At 53.4% G+C, this 20,587-nt stretch carries 16 protein-coding genes; 4 read left to right on the forward strand and 12 right to left on the reverse strand.

Going from position 1 to position 20,587, the window contains the following annotated elements:
- Window positions 1–3 precede the first annotated feature (3 nt).
- The 8 genes from nuoH to HV127_RS27515 all read right to left on the reverse strand — a co-directional run bounded on the left by nuoH (window position 4) and on the right by HV127_RS27515 (window position 10,338).
- Window positions 4–981 (reverse strand): NADH-quinone oxidoreductase subunit NuoH, encoded by a 978-nt coding sequence (nuoH, locus tag HV127_RS27480; protein ID WP_110272281.1) that lies wholly within the window; start codon window positions 979–981, stop codon window positions 4–6.
- The gene (gene nuoG, locus HV127_RS27485; protein ID WP_182240103.1) at window positions 978–3,704 is read right to left on the reverse strand and encodes an NADH-quinone oxidoreductase subunit NuoG; all 2,727 of its coding nucleotides are present in this window, start codon (window positions 3,702–3,704) and stop codon (window positions 978–980) included. Before nuoG ends, nuoH begins: the two co-directional genes overlap by 4 nt.
- A 183-nt stretch (window positions 3,705–3,887) precedes the next feature.
- Window positions 3,888–5,225: an NADH-quinone oxidoreductase subunit NuoF gene (nuoF, locus tag HV127_RS27490; RefSeq protein WP_182240105.1), complete on the reverse strand. Its 1,338-nt coding sequence runs from the start codon at window positions 5,223–5,225 to the stop codon at window positions 3,888–3,890.
- A complete protein-coding gene (gene nuoE, locus HV127_RS27495) occupies window positions 5,222–5,722 on the reverse strand; it encodes an NADH-quinone oxidoreductase subunit NuoE (protein ID WP_004104075.1) in 501 nt (166 codons plus the stop codon). The genes nuoF and nuoE overlap by 4 nt, the downstream gene beginning before the upstream one ends.
- A gap of 2 nt (window positions 5,723–5,724) precedes the next feature.
- A complete protein-coding gene (nuoC, locus tag HV127_RS27500) occupies window positions 5,725–7,533 on the reverse strand; it encodes an NADH-quinone oxidoreductase subunit C/D (RefSeq protein ID WP_182240107.1) in 1,809 nt (602 codons plus the stop codon).
- Window positions 7,534–7,621: 88 nt separating this feature from the next.
- A complete protein-coding gene (gene nuoB / locus HV127_RS27505; protein WP_002913178.1) occupies window positions 7,622–8,296 on the reverse strand; it encodes an NADH-quinone oxidoreductase subunit NuoB in 675 nt (224 codons plus the stop codon).
- A 15-nt stretch (window positions 8,297–8,311) separates the two neighbouring features.
- Window positions 8,312–8,758, reverse strand: a complete 447-nt coding sequence (nuoA, locus tag HV127_RS27510; RefSeq protein WP_004123140.1) for an NADH-quinone oxidoreductase subunit NuoA — start codon at window positions 8,756–8,758, stop codon at window positions 8,312–8,314.
- 653 nt (window positions 8,759–9,411) lie between these two features.
- On the reverse strand, window positions 9,412–10,338 hold the full coding sequence (locus HV127_RS27515; RefSeq protein ID WP_182240109.1) for a LysR family transcriptional regulator: 927 nt from the start codon (window positions 10,336–10,338) through the stop codon (window positions 9,412–9,414).
- Window positions 10,339–11,221: 883 nt separating this feature from the next.
- On the opposite strand from HV127_RS27515, the gene alaA reads away from it, so the two are divergent.
- Window positions 11,222–12,439, forward strand: a complete 1,218-nt coding sequence (gene alaA / locus HV127_RS27520; RefSeq protein ID WP_110272277.1) for an alanine transaminase AlaA — start codon at window positions 11,222–11,224, stop codon at window positions 12,437–12,439.
- A gap of 87 nt (window positions 12,440–12,526) precedes the next feature.
- Entirely contained in the window at window positions 12,527–13,126 is a 600-nt protein-coding gene (gene yfbR / locus HV127_RS27525) for a 5'-deoxynucleotidase (RefSeq protein ID WP_182240111.1), read from the forward strand.
- 53 nt (window positions 13,127–13,179) lie between these two features.
- Here yfbR and HV127_RS27530 read toward each other — a convergent pair whose 3' ends face one another.
- From HV127_RS27530 to yfbV, 4 genes are all read right to left on the reverse strand, one after another.
- Window positions 13,180–15,012: an SLC13 family permease gene (locus tag HV127_RS27530; protein ID WP_182240113.1), complete on the reverse strand. Its 1,833-nt coding sequence runs from the start codon at window positions 15,010–15,012 to the stop codon at window positions 13,180–13,182.
- 76 nt (window positions 15,013–15,088) lie between these two features.
- A complete protein-coding gene (locus HV127_RS27535; RefSeq protein ID WP_182240115.1) occupies window positions 15,089–15,748 on the reverse strand; it encodes a sugar phosphatase in 660 nt (219 codons plus the stop codon).
- An 11-nt stretch (window positions 15,749–15,759) separates the two neighbouring features.
- The gene (locus HV127_RS27540) at window positions 15,760–16,254 is read right to left on the reverse strand and encodes a YfbU family protein (RefSeq protein WP_112212982.1); all 495 of its coding nucleotides are present in this window, start codon (window positions 16,252–16,254) and stop codon (window positions 15,760–15,762) included.
- 86 nt (window positions 16,255–16,340) lie between these two features.
- Window positions 16,341–16,796 (reverse strand): terminus macrodomain insulation protein YfbV, encoded by a 456-nt coding sequence (gene yfbV, locus HV127_RS27545; RefSeq protein WP_110272272.1) that lies wholly within the window; start codon window positions 16,794–16,796, stop codon window positions 16,341–16,343.
- A gap of 335 nt (window positions 16,797–17,131) precedes the next feature.
- Here yfbV and ackA point away from each other — a divergent pair, with 335 nt between their 5' ends.
- A complete protein-coding gene (gene ackA, locus HV127_RS27550; protein WP_182240117.1) occupies window positions 17,132–18,334 on the forward strand; it encodes an acetate kinase in 1,203 nt (400 codons plus the stop codon).
- A gap of 76 nt (window positions 18,335–18,410) precedes the next feature.
- On the forward strand, window positions 18,411–20,555 hold the full coding sequence (gene pta, locus HV127_RS27555) for a phosphate acetyltransferase (protein ID WP_182240119.1): 2,145 nt from the start codon (window positions 18,411–18,413) through the stop codon (window positions 20,553–20,555).
- Window positions 20,556–20,587: the final 32 nt, after the last annotated feature.

Consider the following 20,587-nt stretch of genomic DNA (forward strand, 5'->3'; position numbering starts at 1 on the left):
CCCTTATGGCTGCTGCCAGAGAATGACAGCCGCCGTTACCAACAAGTTGACGAGCGTCAGCGGCAGGCACACTTTCCAGCCGAAGGACATTACCTGGTCATAACGCGGACGCGGTAAGGACGCACGAATCAAAATGAACATCATCATGAAGAACGCGGTTTTCAGCGCAAACCAGATGAATGGTGGTAAGAACGGACCTTGCCAGCCACCGAAGAACAGCGTCACGATCAGCGCTGATACGGTAACAATCCCGATATATTCGCCGACGAAGAACAGACCGAACTTCATGCCGGAATATTCAATGTGGTAACCATCTGCCAGTTCCTGTTCCGCTTCCGGTTGGTCAAACGGGTGACGGTGACACACCGCCACGCCCGCAATCGCAAAGGTCACAAAGCCAAAGAACTGCGGAATAACGTTCCACAGATGTTCCTGGTTATTGACGATGTCGGTCATATTGAATGAACCGGCCTGCGCCACCACGCCCATCAGGGAAAGCCCGAGGAACACTTCGTAGCTCAGGGTTTGCGCAGAAGCACGCATTGCACCCAGCAGCGAGTATTTGTTGTTGCTCGACCAACCGGCGAACAGCACCGCGTACACCGCGAGGCCTGCCATCATCAGGAAGAACAGGATCCCGATATTAAGATCGGCAACCACCCAGCTTGGGCTGACTGGCACAATGGCGAAGGCCAGCAGCAGCGAGGTGAAGGCGATAACCGGTGCCAGGGTAAAGATCATGCGGTCCGAGAATTTCGGTACCCAGTCCTCTTTAAAGAACATTTTGATCATGTCGGCAACGAGCTGTAGCGAGCCGCCCCAGCCCACGCGGTTAGGTCCATAGCGGTTCTGGAACAAGCCGAGCAGACGGCGTTCGCCAAAGCTCATGAACGCACCGCAGGTCACCACCACCAGCAGAATCACCACCGCCTTGAGGATGCCTAACAGAATGTCGATGAGATCGGGAGTTAACCAACTCATGCTTTCGCCTCCTGCAAAGTATCAATACGCGCGCCGGTCAGTACCGGTGCGATGCCCGGCATGCCCATCGGTAAGCCAACCTGCCCTGCCGTCAGCCCCGCCGAAATCACCAGCGGCAGACTAAGGGTCTGACCTTCAACGCTGAAGGAGACCATCGCGCCGTTATTTACGCCCAGCTTCGCGGCATCTGCCGGGTTAAGCTTGATGTACGGCTGCGGCATACGGCTCTGGAACACAGGAGAACGCTGAGACATTTCGTCGCTGCCGAACAGATGGTAGTAAGGCGCGATACGCCATTTCCCTTCTTCAGCTTCGAAGCTTGCCGGTACCACGGTAAAGTACTCCAGACCGCTGGCGGAGGCTTCAATCAGACGCACGCCTGGATCGCCATGGCGCAGTTTCCCGCCCACTTCATCCTGGAACTTGTTCCACGCCTGCGGGGAGTTCCAGCCCGGCGCCCAGGCGAACGGAATCTGCGAACGCGGAGCGGATGGCTGGTTGTTCCCTTCCATGGAGAAGGCGAACATGGTGTCTTTATCCTGCGGCTGACGCGGTTCATGCACGCTAATGTTAGCGCGCATCGCCGTACGGCCGCTGTAGCGATGCGGTTCACGGGCCAGCTTCTGGCCGCGAATACGGAAGGTCGCATCCGGTGCGGCGTCTTTGATACCAGCTAACTGCGGCAGTGCGGCAATCGCGGCGTCAATAACGTGATCCAGCTGCGTCCAGTCGACCTGACGGTTGTTGACGGTGCTGTGCAACGAGTGCAGCCAACGCCAGCTTTCCAGCATCACGGTTTTCGCATCGTAGTAGGCCGGATCGTAAACCTGGAAGAAGCGCTGGGCGCGACCTTCGTTATTCACCACCGTGCCATCGCTTTCCGCAAAGCTTGCCGCAGAGAGCACCAGATGCGCTTTATCCATAATCGCCGTACGCTGATGGTCAACCACCATTACCAGCGGCGCTTTCGCCAGCGCTGCATCAACGCGGGCGGCGGAAGCATGACGGTGCAGGTCGTTTTCCAGCACAATAACCGCGTCGGCAGCACCGCTTTCCAGTTCGCTCAGCGCCTCTTCAAGCGAGCCGCCGCCGATCATCCCGAGGCCAACGCTGTTCACCGCGCGCGCAACCATGGTCACGCCAACGTCAGCACCGCGTCCTTTCAAGGCTTTCGCGACGTTTGCCGCCGCCTGAATAACCTCAATGCTCCCGGCGTTGGTTCCGGAGACAATCAATGGTTTTTTCGCTCCGGCCAATGCCTGAACGATCACATCGACTTTACCTTTCAGATCACTGCTCAGCCCTTCCACCGCCGGGGCGCTGTCATCCAGCGCATGGGCAATAGCAAAGCCGAGGCGCGCCTGATCTTCTACCGGTGCGCGGTAGGTCCAGGCGGCGATATCATCAAGACGAGTGTCATCAATATTAGTGACGAACAGCGGATGCTTCGCGCGCTGGCCAATGTTAAGGATCGCGGCGATCTGCCAGTCGGCGACTTTCTGCGCCGCCGCCATTTCACGTGCTTTGCCTTTCACCGCCTGACGCACCGCCAGCGCAATACGCGCGCCGGTCTGGGTGATGTCCTCACCGAGGATCAGCACCGCATCGTAGGATTCAATTTCGCGCAGCGCCGGGGTATGAATACCGCCATCGCGCAGCACTTTCAGCATCATCTGCAGGCGTTCTTGTTCACCTTTAGCAATGCCGGTATAGAAGTTATCGGCGCCGACCAGATCGCGCAGCGCGAAGTTGCTTTCGATGCTGGCGCGCGGGGAGCCGATACCAATGACTTTCTTCGACTGGCGCAGAATATCCGCCGCGCCCTGCATCGCCTGTTCGGCGTTGAGGGTGATGAAGTCGTCGCCACGGCGCTGAACCGGCTGACGCGGACGGTCTTTCAGGTTCACATAGCCATAGCCGAAACGACCGCGGTCGCAGAGGAAGTAACGGTTAACGGTACCGTTGTAACGGTTTTCGATACGGCGTAGTTCACCGTAGCGCTCACCGGGGCTGATATTGCAGCCAATGGAACACTGCTGGCAGATGCTTGGCGCAAACTGCATGTCCCATTTACGGTTATAGCGCTCGGAGTGCGTTTTATCGGTAAACACGCCGGTCGGGCAGACTTCCACCAGGTTGCCGGAGAATTCACTCTCGAGCACGCCATCTTCCGGACGACCGAAGTAGACGTTGTCGTGAGCGCCATAAACGCCAAGATCGGTGCCGTCTGCATAATCTTTGTAGTAGCGAACGCAGCGGTAGCAGGCGATGCAGCGGTTCATTTCATGCGAGATGAACGGCCCCAGATCCTGATTACGGTGGGTACGCTTGGTGAAACGATAGCGACGGAAGCTATGACCGGTCATTACGGTCATATCCTGCAAGTGACAGTTCCCCCCCTCTTCGCAGACCGGACAGTCGTGCGGGTGGTTGGTCATCAGCCACTCAACTACGCTCTCGCGGAACTGCTTCGCTTCTGCGTCGTCGATAGAAATAAAAGTGCCGTCGGATGCCGGTGTCATACAGGACATCACCAGGCGGCCACTCGTGTCTTCCGCGTTTTGATATTGCTTCACCGCACACTGGCGGCAAGCACCAACGCTTCCCAGCGCCGGATGCCAGCAAAAATAGGGAATATCAAGACCCAGAGAGAGACAAGCCTCTAGTAGGTTGTCCGCTCCATCGACCTCGTATTCTTTGCCGTCTACATGAATCGTAGCCATAGTCAGCATGCTTCCAGTTGGCTCAGTCAGTGACCAAGCGTTAATCGAATTTCTTTTCCGCTTTATCCTTCAAGCTGCCTCGGCGTTGGCTTCCCTCGTTCACCCCAGTCACTTACTTTAGTAAGCTCAGGGGTTCTCTCGGTTGCCGCCTTGACGCATCTTGAATGCTTTAGCGTAAAACGTTTACCAGCGCGCTTTTAGCAAGTTCGGCTGAATCCCATTGATTGCATGGGTATTGCTGAACTGCTGCTTAATGCCAGCTTCGAATTCTTCGCGGAAATATTTAATCGCGCTCTGCAGCGGTTCAACCGCACCTGGCGCGTGGGCGCAGAAGGTTTTACCCGGCCCGAGGAATCGACACAGTTGCTCAAGTGTCTCGATATCCCCCGGCTGGCCTTCGCCGCGCTCAAGGGCGCGCAGAATTTTCACGCTCCACGGCAGGCCGTCGCGGCAAGGTGTACACCAGCCGCAGGACTCACGGGCGAAAAACTCTTCCAGGTTGCGCACCAGCGAGACCATGTTGATTTCATGGTCAACGGCCATCGCCAGCGAAGTGCCGAGACGACTCCCCGCTTTACCAATGCTTTCGAACTCCATCGGCAGGTCAAGATGCGCTTCTGTCAGGAAATCAGTTCCCGCGCCGCCCGGCTGCCAGGCTTTGAACTTCAGGCCATCGCGCATACCGCCCGCGTAATCTTCAAGGATCTCGCGCGCAGTGGTGCCGAACGGCAGCTCCCAGACGCCCGGATTTTTCACCCGACCGGAGAAGCCCATCAGCTTGGTTCCCGCATCTTTACTGGTGGAGATGTTCTGATACCACTCGACGCCGTTGGCCAGAATCGCCGGGACGTTGCACAGGGTTTCGACGTTGTTAACGCAGGTCGGTTTACCCCACACGCCGGAGCTCGCCGGGAACGGCGGCTTGGAGCGTGGGTTCGCGCGGCGGCCTTCGAGAGAGTTAATCAACGCGGTTTCTTCGCCGCAGATGTAGCGCCCTGCCCCGGTGTGAACAATCAGTTCGAAGTCAAAACCGCTACCAAGAATGTTTTTTCCCAGCAGACCTGCTTCGTTCGCTTCGGCAATCGCCCGGCGCAGATGCTGAGCCGCTTCAATATATTCGCCGCGCAGGAAGATGTAGCCGCGATACGCTTTCAACGCAAACGCGGAGATCAGCATGCCTTCTACCAACAGGTGCGGCAGCTGTTCCATCAACAGGCGGTCTTTATAGGTGCCCGGCTCCATTTCATCGGCATTACACAGCAGGTAACGGATGTTCATGGATTCGTCTTTCGGCATCAGGCTCCACTTCAGACCCGTGGAAAAGCCTGCGCCGCCGCGCCCTTTCAGGCCAGCGTCTTTTACCTGATTAACGATTTCATCCGGTGCCATCCCACAGAGCGCTTTACGCGCCCCGGCATAACCGTTTTTACTCTGGTATTCATCCAGCCAAACAGGCTGTTTGTCGTCACGCAGACGCCAGGTTAACGGATGGGTTTCGGCAGTACGAATAATGGTTTTCATTTATACCGCTCCAGGAGGTCAGGAATCGCTTCCGGCGTCAGATAACTGTGAGTATCCTCATCAATCATCATCGTCGGCCCCTTGTCGCAGTTGCCCAGGCAACAGGTCGGCAGCAGAGTGAAACGGCCATCAAAAGTGGTTTGACCCGGTTTGATGTCCAGCTTCTTCTCGATAGCCGACTGAATGCCCTGGAAACCAGTGATATGGCACACCACGCTGTCGCAGTAGCGAATCACGTGACGGCCTACTGGCTGGCGGAAAATCTGACTGTAGAACGTTGCCACGCCTTCTACGTCGCTGGCCGGGATCCCCAGCACATCGGCGATAGCGTAGATTGCGCCGTCCGGCACCCAGCCGCGCTGCTTCTGAACGATCTTCAGCGCTTCAATGGACGCCGCACGCGGGTCTTCGTAGTGGTGCTTTTCGTGCTCAATCGCCTCACGCTCTGCCGCACTCAGCTCAAAAGCCTCGGTTTGTGGTTGTTGATTCTCGTGCATAATTAGCGGTCCACGTCTGACATAACAAAATCGATACTACCCAGATAGACGATCAGGTCTGATACCAGGCTGCCGCGAATCGCCGCCGGGATCTGCTGCAGGTGCGCATAGCTCGGCGTACGGATACGGGTGCGGTAGCTCATGGTGCTGCCGTCGCTGGTCAGGTAGTAACTGTTAATACCCTTCGTCGCTTCAACCATCTGGAAGGATTCATTGGCCGGCATGACCGGGCCCCAGGAAACCTGCAGGAAGTGCGTAATCAGGGTTTCGATATGCTGCAGCGTGCGCTCTTTCGGCGGCGGCGTGGTCAGCGGGTGATCCGCTTTGAACGGGCCTTCCGGCATGTTATCGAGGCACTGCTGAAGAATGCGCAGGCTCTGGCGCAGCTCTTCCACTTTTAGCATCACGCGGGTGTAGCAGTCGGAAACACCGCCGCCGGTCGGGATTTCAAAGTCGAAGTTTTCATAGCCAGAATAGGGACGCCATTTACGAACGTCGAAACCAATACCGGTGGCACGCAGGCCAGCCCCGGTGGTGCCCCACTCCAGCGCCTCTTTCGCGCCATAAGCAGCCACCCCTTTTGAGCGGCCAATCAGGATGGTGTTGCGCAGCGCGGCTTTCTCGTAGGAGTCCAGACGCTTTGGCATCCACTCAAGGAATTCACGCAGCAGACGATCCCAACCGCGCGGCAGGTCGTGGGCGACGCCGCCGATGCGGAACCAGGCCGGGTGCATACGGAAGCCGGTAATCGCTTCCACCAGATCGTAGATTTTCTGACGGTCGGTAAAAGCGAAGAACACCGGAGTCATCGCGCCGACGTCCTGGATAAAGGTTGAGATATAGAGCAGGTGGCTGTTAATGCGGAACAGCTCGGAGAGCATCACGCGAATCACGTTGACGCGGTCCGGAACGGTGATACCAGCTAGTTTTTCCACTGCCAGCACGTACGGCATCTCGTTAACGCAGCCGCCGAGGTATTCGATACGGTCGGTGTACGGGATGTAGCTGTGCCAGGACTGGCGTTCGCCCATTTTCTCGGCACCACGATGGTGGTAACCGATATCCGGCACGCAGTCGACAATCTCTTCGCCATCCAACTGCAGAATAATACGGAATGCACCGTGGGCAGACGGGTGGTTCGGGCCGAGGTTGAGGAACATGAAGTCCTCGTTTTCGGTGCCGCGCTTCATGCCCCACTCTTCCGGTTTGAAGGTCAACGCTTCCATTTCCAGATCCTGCTTAGCTTTGGTCAGCTCAAACGGATCGAATTCAGTGGCGCGGGCCGGATAGTCTTTACGCAGCGGGTGGCCTTCCCAGGTCGGCGGCATCATGATGCGACGCAGATTCGGGTGACCATCGAAGGTGACGCCGAACATCTCCCAGGTTTCACGCTCATACCAGTTGGCATTGGGGTACAGTTTGGTAAAGGTCGGCAGGTGCAGATCGTTTTCCGACAGCGCAACCTTGAGCATGATGTCGCGATTACGATCGACTGAAATCAGGTGATAGAAAACGGAAAAATCCGCTGCGGGTAAACCGTCGCGGTGCGTGCGCAGACGTTCGTCCATGCCGTGCAGGTCAAACAGCATTACGTAAGGCTTTGGTAATCTCTTCAGGAAATCACCCACCTCAAGCAGCTGTTCGCGCTTCACCCAAACCACCGGAACGCCGGTGCGGGTTGGCTGAACGGTAAAGGCATCCGGCCCAAAACGGTTGCGCAGTTCGCCGATCACCGGGTCATCAAGGTGATCGCGGGTTTGCCAAGCTGGTGCGGCATCATGCGCAGTTAAATCGGTCATATTGTTCACCATTGCAAAAGGTCCGTGGTGACTGCCGGGCGAGGCTTCGCTGCTTTAGTAGATTGATTTGCGAAGTCTTTTTCCCGCCCGCAGGCGCAAGTTAAATCTCGTCCGGAGTCCGCAGATTGGTCACTGCAATACGTTCGCCGCGTTTACGCTCGCGTTCCGACTGCATGTTGGCGCGATACACGCCCTGATCGCCAACCACCCACGAGAGAGGACGGCGCTCTTTACCAATGGATTCCTGCAGCAGCATCAGCGCCTGCATATAAGCTTCCGGACGCGGCGGGCAGCCCGGGATGTAAACATCAACCGGAATGAACTTATCCACACCCTGTACGACAGAGTAAATATCGTACATACCGCCGGAGTTAGCGCATGCACCCATGGAGATAACCCACTTTGGCTCCAGCATCTGGTCATAAAGACGCTGAATAACCGGGGCCATTTTGGTGAAGCAGGTGCCCGCCACTACCATCAGGTCCGCCTGACGCGGGGAAGCACGCAGCACTTCGGCGCCAAAACGTGCAACATCGTGCACTGCGGTAAAGGACGTCACCATTTCCACATAGCAGCAAGAAAGGCCAAAGTTATAAGGCCAGATTGAGTTCTTACGGCCCCAGTTCACCATGTCATGCAACGCGTGTTCGAGCTTCCCCATATACACGCTTTTGTTGACTTCTTGCTCAAGGGGGTCAGTTACGATCTCCTGTTTTTGCAGGGGGTAACGGTCGTTCTCACCGTTAGGATCGATGCGGGTGAGCGTATAATCCATCTTATTGCCTCGCTTTTACTGCGTATGACGGTTAGTGGGACTGTCTGTTTCCGGGTTAACCAGCGTGCGACGGGAACGCGCAGGCGTCCAGTCCAGTGCGCCGATGCGAACGAGGTAAACCAGACCAGCCAGTAACACTAAAATGAAAATTGCGGCTTCCACAAAGCCGACCCAGCCGCTTTCGCGGATAGAAGTCGACCATGCGTAGAGATACAGGGCTTCCACGTCGAAGATAACGAAGAACATGGCAACCAGATAAAACTTCGCAGAAAGGCGTAAGCGAGCTGAACCAACGGAGTCGATCCCGGATTCAAATGGCGTGTTCTTGCTACGCGCGCGTGCGCGTCCGCCAAGGTACCAGCCGCCGACAAGCATCAGGCAGCACAGACCGATAGCGATGATGAGAAATATAGCGAATGCCCAATGATGAGCGATGACTTCAGTGGATGTTGACATACGCATTGCTTAACCAAAAAAGTGTAGCGCTAAAACCCTCTGCTCTTACTGGCAGATGAACGCCACAGCGTTTCACGGGGAGGAATAAAAAAAATAGCCGTGCAAAAAAGCGTCCCTGGTTGATGCGGAAGGCCAGTTGCGGTGGCTTTTTACTCCTTTCATTAACCTTTTGTCAACTTCAACAAAAGTTTTAACAACATTAATTTACATTGGATTTTTTTCATTAACATTAAATGCCCTTTGATGCGGAATAACCTTGCATACCATTCGGATTTAATGCTGTTGAATCGTGTCCGTTTCCATCGTAAATCAAAATTACCCGGCTATTTTGACAGGATTTAGCCACGATTCCTCCCCCTAAGGAGGGGTATTTTCTTGATCTGTGACACGCTTTTGTTAATTGAACCCCAAAAACAGCAACAAACCATCCGGTTTTTTAACATTAGCAGGAAGTATTGAAAGTGCCGAGAAAAGTACAGAAGTGGGATGAAGCGCAAAACTAACTCACTGATTTTAATAAAAACAAATCAATAATATATTCAATTCTTCAATAAAATTTGAAAAAAAAGAACCACAGTGCCCATTTCAGCTTTCTGTGGTTCTTTTTTACACTTACATTTTGTTACTAGTTTTTGTGACGTTTGTTAGCTTTTTGCCCTTCAGGAAACCAGGGAATTATCTCCCCCTTCAGGGGTATAAACATGCTCTGTCGACAACAGTTCGCGATCCGCACTTAAAGACTGGAAAATGGTGCGAGCTAACTCATTGGCCTTCTGTGGATCGCAGAGCAACACATAGTGTGTATCCGGCAAAACAGGTAAGCCATCGCTCCTGCCTGGCACCCGGAGCGCTGGGTTCATCATTTCAACGGGTTGTGCGGTCACGCCAAGCCCAGCCTTCACCGCAGCCTTAACGCCCGCCAGTGAGGATGCCGCATGGGCCAGATGCCAGGGCAACTGGGCCGTATTGAGTACCGAAATGATATCCTCCCGGAACGGACCCGGCGCATCCAGTAAAATAAGCGGTATAGATTCGCCTTGTGGAAGGTCATAATCTGCTGCGCAGTACCACAGCGTCGGCGAGCGACGTAACGTCAACGTCTCAAAGTTGTCCGTTTGACGGGTTGTCAGCGCGAGATCAATCACCCCATTCTTTAGCATCTCTACTACATCAACATGGCTGAGAACTTTGATTTCCAGCGTCAATTTAGGATAAAAGCTTCCGATTCGATTCAATAAGAACGGTAAAATTGTATCTGCCGTCTCATCGGATGCACCGATGGTTAGCGTTCCCTGTAGGCTGCCGAACATTAACGACATGCAGGCTTCGTCATTGAAGCGCAGAATTTTCCGCGCATACCCCAGTAGCTGAATACCCTGTTCCGTAAGTAATTTATTGCGCCCGTGGCGAGCAAAGAGTTCTTTTCCAACCAGCTGCTCCAGTCGTTGCATCTGCTGGCTTACCGCCGACTGTGTGCGACACACCGCCACGGCGGCAGCGGCAAACGTATTGAGATCGGCGACGGCAACAAAGGTTCTCAGTAAATCGAGGTCTAAATTTAGTATCGGGCGATTTTCATTTATCATAGTTGCTTCACTTACAGGCGACTGATTCTTGCCTTGTTGATGCTGTGTCCAGCTTCCGGCTATTCCTTAAGCCTCGTGTTATCCGCAATGGATGAACAACTGGAAGAACGTTATTGCATTTGAAAGCACTCGTCCGCAGCAAATGTGCGAAATTTTTGAGTAATATTTTGTTCGTAGGCCTAACCGCTTTTAATTAGGACATTCCCGCTTTATGTGATGTAACGCAAAAAAAATAGCTATCAACGACCATTAACCGCGCTCCACAAGCAAGTAAAGTTTGTTGCAGCAATCGGGAAGACAAACAAAAAAACCTGCAATAACAATGTATTAATAAAAACGCTGCCTGACATAGCGGCATATCACTATTAACGGCGATATTCTAACCGAAAACCGCAATATTTATAAGTGTTATTCAGTATTATCTCAGATAATTTTAAACATTTTTCAGCACTTTAATTAAATTCACAAATCTAAGAATATTCCTTTCAAAAAATAAGATTCATTAATTTATTAAATGTTTTCCATTAAAAAATGACTGCCACGTTTGTTACAAATTTCAGCGTATTGTGAGTTAAAGTTTATCAAAAATGGATAACGTGTTTTATGCGCAAAAAACCATCAACCGTCGCCCTCCTTAAGTACAAACCAGATAAAGCTTCATAAAAAATCATGCATGCACAACATAAAACCACGACATTAAGCATATTAGGTATATTGTATATACTGACTGACCATTTCACAGACAAATTGATTACACTAAAAAAACATTTATGGCAAAATCTTCTCCTGTTAACCCTTCAAAACAGCGGGGATGCGGAGTACATTATTCCGTGCTGACTTCCACGGCAGGGAGTGGCGATAACAGCTAAAAGGTCAAAGGTTCATGTCCCCCATCGAAAAATCCAGCAAGTTAGATAACGTCTGTTACGATATCCGAGGCCCGGTTCTGAAAGAGGCTAAACGCCTTGAAGAAGAAGGCAATAAAGTCCTGAAGCTGAACATCGGCAACCCGGCGCCGTTTGGCTTTGACGCACCTGATGAAATTCTCGTCGACGTCATCCGCAATCTCCCGACAGCTCAGGGCTACTGCGACTCTAAGGGCCTCTATTCCGCCCGCAAAGCCATTATGCAGCACTACCAGGCCCGCGGCATGCGCGATGTCACGGTCGAAGATATCTATATCGGTAACGGGGTTTCTGAGCTTATCGTGCAGGCCATGCAGGCGCTGCTTAATAGCGGCGATGAGATGCTGGTACCCGCGCCCGATTATCCTTTATGGACCGCCGCAGTGTCTCTTTCCAGCGGAAAAGCGGTGCACTACCTTTGTGATGAGTCTTCCGACTGGTTCCCGGACCTCGATGATATCCGCGCTAAAATCACTCCACGTACTCGCGGCATTGTGATTATCAACCCGAATAACCCAACGGGTGCAGTGTATTCAAAAGAGCTGCTGATGGAGATCGTTGAGATCGCCCGTCAGCATAATCTGATTATTTTCGCCGATGAGATCTACGACAAGATCCTCTACGATCACGCACAGCACCACTCTATCGCGCCGCTGGCGCCGGACCTGCTCACCATCACCTTTAACGGCCTGTCAAAAACATACCGCGTTGCAGGCTTCCGTCAGGGCTGGATGGTGCTTAACGGGCCGAAGAAGCACGCGAAGGGCTATATTGAAGGCCTGGAGATGCTGGCCTCTATGCGCCTGTGCGCCAACGTCCCGGCTCAGCACGCGATTCAAACGGCGCTTGGCGGATATCAGAGCATCAGCGAGTTTATCGTTCCCGGTGGGCGTTTATACGAACAGCGTAATCGCGCGTGGGAGCTCATTAACGAAATTCCTGGCGTATCCTGCACCAAGCCGAAAGGCGCGCTGTATATGTTCCCGAAAATCGACGCCAAACGCTTTAATATCCACGATGACCAGAAGATGGTGCTGGATTTCCTGCTACAGGAAAAAGTGCTATTGGTTCAGGGCACGGCATTCAACTGGCCGTGGCCGGATCACGTGCGTATTGTCACCCTCCCGCGTGAAGACGATCTGGAACTAGCGATTACCCGCTTTGGTCGTTTCCTTTCCGGTTACCATCAGCTCTGATATCGTCTGACCCGCCGCCGGAATTTGCATCCGGCGGCAATCCCTGCGCACAATGACCCTCGACGTTGTTACTGATTAAGGGTTCCTATGAGTCAGAGTCATTTCTTTGCCCACCTCTCCCGCCTGAAACTGATCGGCCGCTGGCCGCTGATGCGCAATGTACGCACCGAAAACGTCTCCGAACACAGTTTGCAGGTGGCGATGGTTGCCCATGCGCTGGCAGCCATTAAAAATCGTAAATTCGGCGGCCAGGTTAATGCCGAACGGATTGCATTGTTAGCGATGTACCATGATGCTTCGGAAGTCCTGACCGGCGATCTTCCTACTCCAGTGAAGTATTTCAACTCGCAGATTGCGCAAGAATACAAAGCCATCGAGAAAATCGCTCAGCAGAAGCTGATCGATATGGTTCCTGATGAATTACGCGATATTTTTGAGCCGCTGATTGACGAGCATCACTATAGCGATGAGGAGAAATCCCTCGTTAAACAGGCTGATGCGCTATGCGCCTATCTTAAGTGCCTGGAAGAACTGTCGGCGGGCAACAATGAGTTTCTGCTGGCCAAAGGTCGTCTTGAGAAAACGCTGGAATCACGCCGCAGCGAGGAGATGGACTATTTTATGCAGGTATTTGTGCCAAGCTTCCATCTTTCACTGGATGAAATTAGCCAGGACTCACCTTTATAAACAGGCTTATCCCCGGTCAGCAGATGCATGACCGGGGCGATTTCTCTGCGGAATCAGAACGGAAACAGCACCGGGATCAGTAGTACACACACCACCATAACCAACACGGTAAACGGTACACCAATCTTTACGAAATCGCTGAATGAATACTTACCCGGCCCAAGCACCAGCGTATTCACCGGCGACGATACAGGCGTCATAAACGCCGCTGAAGCCGCCATTGCCACCACCATGGCGAAGGGATAAGGCGATACTCCCATCGATTTGGCCGCTGCCAGCGCAATGGGCGCCATCAGCACCGCGGTGGCGGTGTTAGAAATAAACAGCCCGATTGTCGCGCACATTACAAACAAACAACCCAACATCAGATAGGGCCCTCTGCTTCCCGCCACATCCATTAACCCTTTAACCACCAGATCCACACCGCCGGTTTTTTGCAACGCCAGGGCAAAAGGCATCATCCCGACAATCAAAATAATACTCGGCCAGTGAATCGCTTTGTATGCGCTCTCGGCGTTAATACAACGGAATTTACCCATCAGCAAACAGGCGATAATCGCCGCTATCGGGTTGGGAATTTCGTCAGTCAGCATCAGCGCCACCATCAGCACCAGACAGAAAATGGCGTGTGGTGCCTGACTGTGCGCAGGTGAGGCGTCGTTGACTTCAATTGGCATATTCAGCACCACAAAGTCGCGGCCTCGCTTAGCCAGCAGGGCAATTTGCCGCCAGTTACCGACCACCAGCATGATATCGCCAAGTTGCAAAGACTCATCGGTCACCGCGCCATCAAGGGCTTTACCATCACGCTTTAAACCCACGATGTTTAGATCAAAACGAGTACGGAAAGCGATTTCGCGCACCGTTTTGCCTATCAGCTCGGAATCGGGGATCAGCGAGACCTCCGCCATGCCTACGTCCAGAGCCTGGTCGGAAAAATACTCGCCGCGCAGGATCATTGGCTCGAGCATTTGCTCGCCGCAGAACTGGCGTAAATCCACATCCGAGGCGGACATATCGATCAGCAGTACATCGCGAGCGCGAAATTCCGATACTCCATTTACGTTAACGATAACTCGCCGAAAACGTCTCCAGCGCTCAACCCCGATAACGTTCGCACCGTAGCGTTCGCGCAGTTTCAGATCATCCAGGCGCTGGCCAATCATTGGCGATCCGGGACGAATTGCCAGACGGCGCGCTCTCCCCGTCAGATGGTAATCTTTGATTAAATCGCGGAAAGTGCTTCTTTTACGGCCATCACGCGCTTGCTCGCTCTCTTCCCCTCTGAGTATGAAGCGCATCACCAGCATATAGAAAACACCCAATACCAGTACCACCAGGCCTATTGGCGTGACGCTAAAAAAGCTAAATCCCTGTAACCCTTCACGTAAAAGCTCGCTGTTGACCACCAGGTTGGGAGGCGTGGCGACCAGGGTCATCATCCCACTGATCAGTCCGGCGAAACTGAGCGGCATCATCAGGCGCGAGGGCGACGTATTCATGCGCATTGAAACGCTAAGCACCACAGGAATAAAAATAGCCACCACGCCCGTTGAGCTCATAAAAGCGCCCAATCCGGCAACGGTAAGCATGAGAAACACCAGCATTTTGGTTTCGCTGTTACCGGCAACCTTCACCAGCCAGGATCCCATTTTGGTAGCGACCCCGGTACGCACCAGACCATCGCCAATAATAAATAGCGCGGCGATAAGAATGACGTTGGGATCGCTAAAACCTGAGAAAGCTTCGCTGAGGGTCAGCGTATCGCTAAGAACAAAAGCAACAATGACTAACAGTGCGATAGCGTCCATGCGCACTTTTCCGGTGGCAAAGAGCACTACGGCTACGGCAAGAAGAGATAACACCCAAATCAATTCACCGTTCACAACTTATCCTTGTCAGAAGATGGAGTTGGAAGTTTGGCATAAAAAAGCCCCGCCAGTGCGGGGCTAAATCATGAGATTAGTCTTTAAGGCTAACATTCACATTGCCGTCGGCCAGACGCTCAACCTTCAGGTTTTCAAGCGTCGTTAACACAAAATCTGCTTCATCAAGCCGCGGCGCATCCGCAGGCACATTTACTGCGATAGTCCGGCAGCCAGCAGTCAGCCCGGAGAGCAGCCCGGCAGGGGCATCCTCCACGACAGCGCAATCTTTCGGCTCCAGACCCAACAGTTCAGCCCCCAGCAGATAAGCGTCCGGAGCGGGCTTTCCGTGTTTCACGCGCTCGGCGGTGACGAAAACATTGGTGTCAGGCAACCCCGCCGCACGGTGACGTGCATGGGCGACAGGTATCGAACCCGACGTTACGATCGCCCAGGGAATACCGGCCTGGTCGAGAGTATTAAGTAACGCAACCGCCCCAGGCAGCGCCGTTATGCCATCCGTATCCGTCGCCTCTACCGTTTCCAGCCGGGTGAACTCGGCCTGAATCTCTTCTTCGCTGCGGCCGGGTAGAAAATGACGCAACGAGGTTATCGCCTGTTTGCCATGAATGAAGTTCAATACTTCATCGTGCGGGATACCGAACCGATCCGCCCATTTGCACCACGAACGTTCCACTACCGGTAACGAATCGACCAATGTCCCGTCAAGATCAAACAGGAAACCTTTACACTGCACGGGAACCTCCATCAGGCATTGATAATTTGATTAATTTCGTTGCTGCTTAAATGATACTGACGCGGGCAAGAGTGCCAGGCGTTAAGCATACGCTGGTATTTTTCCCACATCGGGGTTTGCGAATTGAAGCCGTGAGTCCCGGCGTCGAAATGGCTGTAACGCCCTTCAATGTTAACGATAAAGCGAACATATCCCAGGTAGCGGGCTTCGGTCGCCACGTCAAAGCCAAGGAAAGTCACCCGACGCTCGTCGATTCCGCTGGAATCCTTCAGGTTAGTCCAGGAGACATGCAATGCGTGATACATCTCCATGATATCAATGACGGTACGGCAGGTTTCCTCTGTCAGCTGGCCAAATTCGCGGTCCAGCTCGCGCATCTGCAACCCATATCCACGCTCAATGATGGTCTGTAGACGACGGTAACGTTCAGCGTTGTCCGGGTCGAGCATCGTCATCATCTTGTACTGATTAGATAAAATCAGACGCTGCGCATTGGTCATTTCCATTTTTTGACTCCTGTAGCACTTTTTGGCGTGAAAAAAGAAGGCGCATGAATCATGCGCCTTCTTTTATATGCGTTTTCCTGATGCAATTACAAATCATCCAGGAAAGTTTTATCCAGTTGTTTGAAGGCGCGCTTAAGCGTGTCAGCTAAAGCCTGGTAATCGGGCTTGCCGTCAACCGGCGCCAGCGCCTGCCCCGCCTCCTGCAATTTACCGCGAACTTCATAAAACCAATTCAGCACCGATGGCGGCAGCGGCGTGACTGAACGTTTCCCCAGCCACCATAAACCTTGCATCGGCAGGCTTAGCGCAAACAGCGCCGTGGCGACAGCTGGACCTAATTGCCCACCAAGGGCGATTTGCCAGCACAGTGTGAAGATAGCGACTGGCGGCATAATGCGAATCGCATAGCGGGTGGCGCGAATAATGCGGTTTTCGATAAATACCGGAGCGAGACGTTTATCCAGAGGCCAGGTCTTTGCGTAGTGCTGCCCATGGCGAAACAAGCCAAAAAAGCTAACGGGGCGATTCTCGGGACTGGACATGGCTTTACCTCAACTTTACATATAAAACTTAAAAAATTCGTGCAAAACACCAACTGTGCATGACAACGTTCAAAAGATTTTGGCAATGGTTACGCAATCAGGTATTCTGTGCCGACCTGAAGGGCAGTTAGACCCTTTTACCAGATTAGTCAAATTATCGCATATTCTGCCATTAGCTGAAAATTAGGCAAAATGGCATAAAATCAAATGTACTTCTCCCATCATGCCCAAAAACGTTCAAGGCATGATGTTAATCATAAATGTCGATGTCATCCTGCGCTACGCTTTGTGACACACTGACGTTTTTTTAGCCACGTATCATAAAAGGTACTTCCATGTCGAGTAAGTTAGTACTGGTTCTGAACTGCGGTAGCTCCTCTCTGAAATTCGCTATCCTTGATGCCCTAAACGGTGACGAATACCTGTCCGGTTTAGCTGAATGTTTCCATCTTCCGGAAGCCCGTATCAAATGGAAAATGGACGGCAGCAAGCAAGAAGCCGAATTAGGCGCGGGCGCTGCTCACAGTGAAGCACTTAACTTTATCGTTAACACTATTCTGGCACAAAAACCAGAACTGTCCGCTCAGATAACCTCTATTGGCCATCGTATCGTTCACGGCGGCGAGAAATACACCAGCTCCGTAGTGATTGATGACTCCGTCATCCAGGGTATCAAAGATTCCGCATCTTTCGCTCCACTGCACAACCCAGCGCACCTGATCGGTATCGCAGAAGCACTGAAATCCTTCCCGCATCTGAAAGACAAGAACGTTGCCGTGTTTGACACCGCGTTCCATCAGACCATGCCGGAAGAGTCTTACCTTTATGCCCTGCCGTACAGCCTGTACAAAGAGCACGGCGTACGTCGCTACGGCGCGCACGGCACCAGCCACTTCTATGTGACTCAGGAAGCCGCTAAGGTTCTGAACAAACCGGTTGACGAACTGAACATCATCACCTGCCACCTGGGCAATGGTGGTTCCGTTTCTGCTATCCGCAACGGTAAATGCGTTGATACTTCTATGGGTCTGACCCCGCTGGAAGGTCTGGTCATGGGCACCCGTTCTGGTGACATCGATCCAGCAATCATTTTCCATCTGCACGATGCCCTTGGCATGAGCGTAGACGCTATCAACAAAATGCTGACCAAAGAGTCCGGTCTGCTCGGTCTGACCGAAGTGACCAGCGACTGCCGCTATGTTGAAGACAACTACAAAGAAAAAGCAGATGCTAAACGTGCAATGGACGTTTACTGCCATCGCCTGGCAAAATACATCGGTTCCTATACCGCGCTGATGGACGGTCGTCTGGACGCAGTTGTGTTTACCGGTGGTATCGGTGAGAACGCGGCTATGGTTCGCGAACTATCCCTGGGCAAACTGGGCGTTCTGGGCTTCGAAGTTGATCACGAACGCAACCTGGCTGCCCGCTTCGGCAAGTCTGGCTTCATCAACAAAGAAGGCACCCGCCCGGCTGTCGTCATTCCGACCAACGAAGAGCTGGTCATCGCGCAAGACGCCAACCGTCTGACCGCTTGATTCCACACCGCCAGCCTAGCTGGCGGTGCTGTTTTGTATCCCGCCCGATACTGGCGGTAACGAAAGAGGATATATCGTGTCCCGTACAATCATGTTGATCCCTACCGGAACCAGCGTAGGCCTGACCAGCGTCAGCCTCGGCGTTATCCGTGCTATGGAACGTAAAGGCGTTCGTCTGAGCGTCTTTAAACCTATCGCCCAGCCGCGTGCTGGTGGCGATGCACCAGACCAGACCACTACCATCATTCGCGCGAACTCCGACCTTCCGGCCGCAGAACCGTTAAAAATGAGCCACGTTGAGTCGCTGCTTTCCAGCAACCAGAAAGACGTGCTGATGGAAGAGATCATCGCCAACTACCATGCTAATGCTCAGGATGCTGAAGTCGTGCTGGTTGAAGGCCTGGTGCCGACCCGCAAGCATCAGTTTGCCCAGTCGCTGAACTACGAAATTGCCAAAACGCTGAACGCGGAAATCGTCTTCGTGATGTCTCAGGGCACCGATACTCCGGAACAGCTGAAAGAACGCATGGAACTGACTCGCAGCAGCTTCGGCGGCGCGAAAAACACCAGCATTACCGGCGTTATCGTCAACAAGCTGAACGCTCCGGTTGATGAGCAGGGTCGCACCCGCCCGGACCTGTCCGAAATTTTCGATGACTCTTCCAAAGCGAAAGTCGTGAAAATTGACCCGGCTCTGCTGCAAAACGGTAGCCCGCTACCGGTTCTTGGCGCAGTGCCATGGAGCTTCGATCTGATTGCCACTCGTGCAATTGATATGGCGCATCATCTGAACGCCACCATCATTAACGAAGGCGACATTAATACTCGCCGCGTGAAGTCTGTGACCTTCTGTGCACGTAGCATCCCGCATATGTTGGAACACTTCCGTGCCGGTTCTCTGCTGGTGACCTCTGCAGACCGTCCTGACGTGCTGGTTGCAGCCTGTCTGGCAGCGATGAACGGCGTAGAAATCGGCGCTATCCTGCTGACCGGGGCCTATGAAATGGACCCTCGTGTAAGCAAGCTGTGCGAACGTGCATTTGCGACCGGCCTGCCGGTATTCATGGTTAACACCAACACCTGGCAGACCTCTCTCAGCCTGCAGAGCTTTAACCTCGAAGTACCAGCTGACGATCACGCGCGCATCGAGAAAGTTCAGGAATACGTTGCTAACTACATCAACGCTGACTGGATTGAATCCCTGACCGCAACTTCCGAGCGCAGCCGTCGCCTCTCTCCGCCAGCCTTCCGCTATCAGCTCACCGAGCTGGCGCGTAAAGCCGGCAAACGCGTTGTTCTGCCGGAAGGTGACGAACCGCGTACCGTTAAAGCTGCCGCGATCTGTGCTGAACGCGGTATCGCCACCTGCGTGCTGCTGGGTAACCCGGATGAGATCATCCGCGTTGCGGCATCGCAGGGCGTTGAGCTGGGCGCAGGTGTTGAAATCGTTGATCCAGAAGTGGTTCGCGAAAGCTACGTTGCTCGTCTGGTCGAACTGCGTAAAAACAAAGGTATGACCGAAACCGTCGCCCGCGAACAGCTGGAAGATAACGTGGTTCTCGGTACCCTGATGCTGGAACAAGACGATGTTGACGGTCTGGTTTCCGGTGCGGTTCATACCACTGCGAACACCATCCGTCCGCCGCTGCAGTTGATCAAAACTGCACCGGGCAGCTCGCTGGTTTCTTCCGTGTTCTTCATGCTGCTGCCGGAACAGGTTTACGTTTACGGCGACTGCGCGATTAACCCGGACCCAACGGCAGAACAGCTGGCTGAAATCGCCATTCAGTCTGCAGACTCTGCAACTGCTTTCGGTATCGAACCGCGCGTTGCGATGCTCTCCTACTCCACCGGCACCTCTGGCGCAGGCAGCGATGTAGAGAAAGTACGCGAAGCGACTCGTCTGGCGCAGGAAAAACGTCCTGACCTGATGATCGACGGCCCGCTGCAGTACGACGCCGCGGTAATGGCTGATGTTGCGAAATCCAAAGCGCCGAACTCTCCGGTTGCGGGTCGCGCTACCGTGTTCATCTTCCCGGACCTGAACACCGGTAACACCACTTATAAAGCCGTACAGCGTTCTGCCGACCTGATCTCCATCGGACCAATGCTGCAGGGTATGCGTAAGCCAGTGAACGACCTGTCCCGTGGCGCGCTGGTAGACGATATCGTCTACACCATCGCTCTGACCGCAATTCAGTCGTCTCAGCAGCAAGCATAATCTGCCCCCGGCATGAAAAAAGGCGACCGTTT

Origin of the sequence: Klebsiella sp. RHBSTW-00215 (assembly GCF_014103785.1) — a bacterium.
Classification (GTDB): Bacteria; Pseudomonadota; Gammaproteobacteria; order Enterobacterales; family Enterobacteriaceae; genus Klebsiella.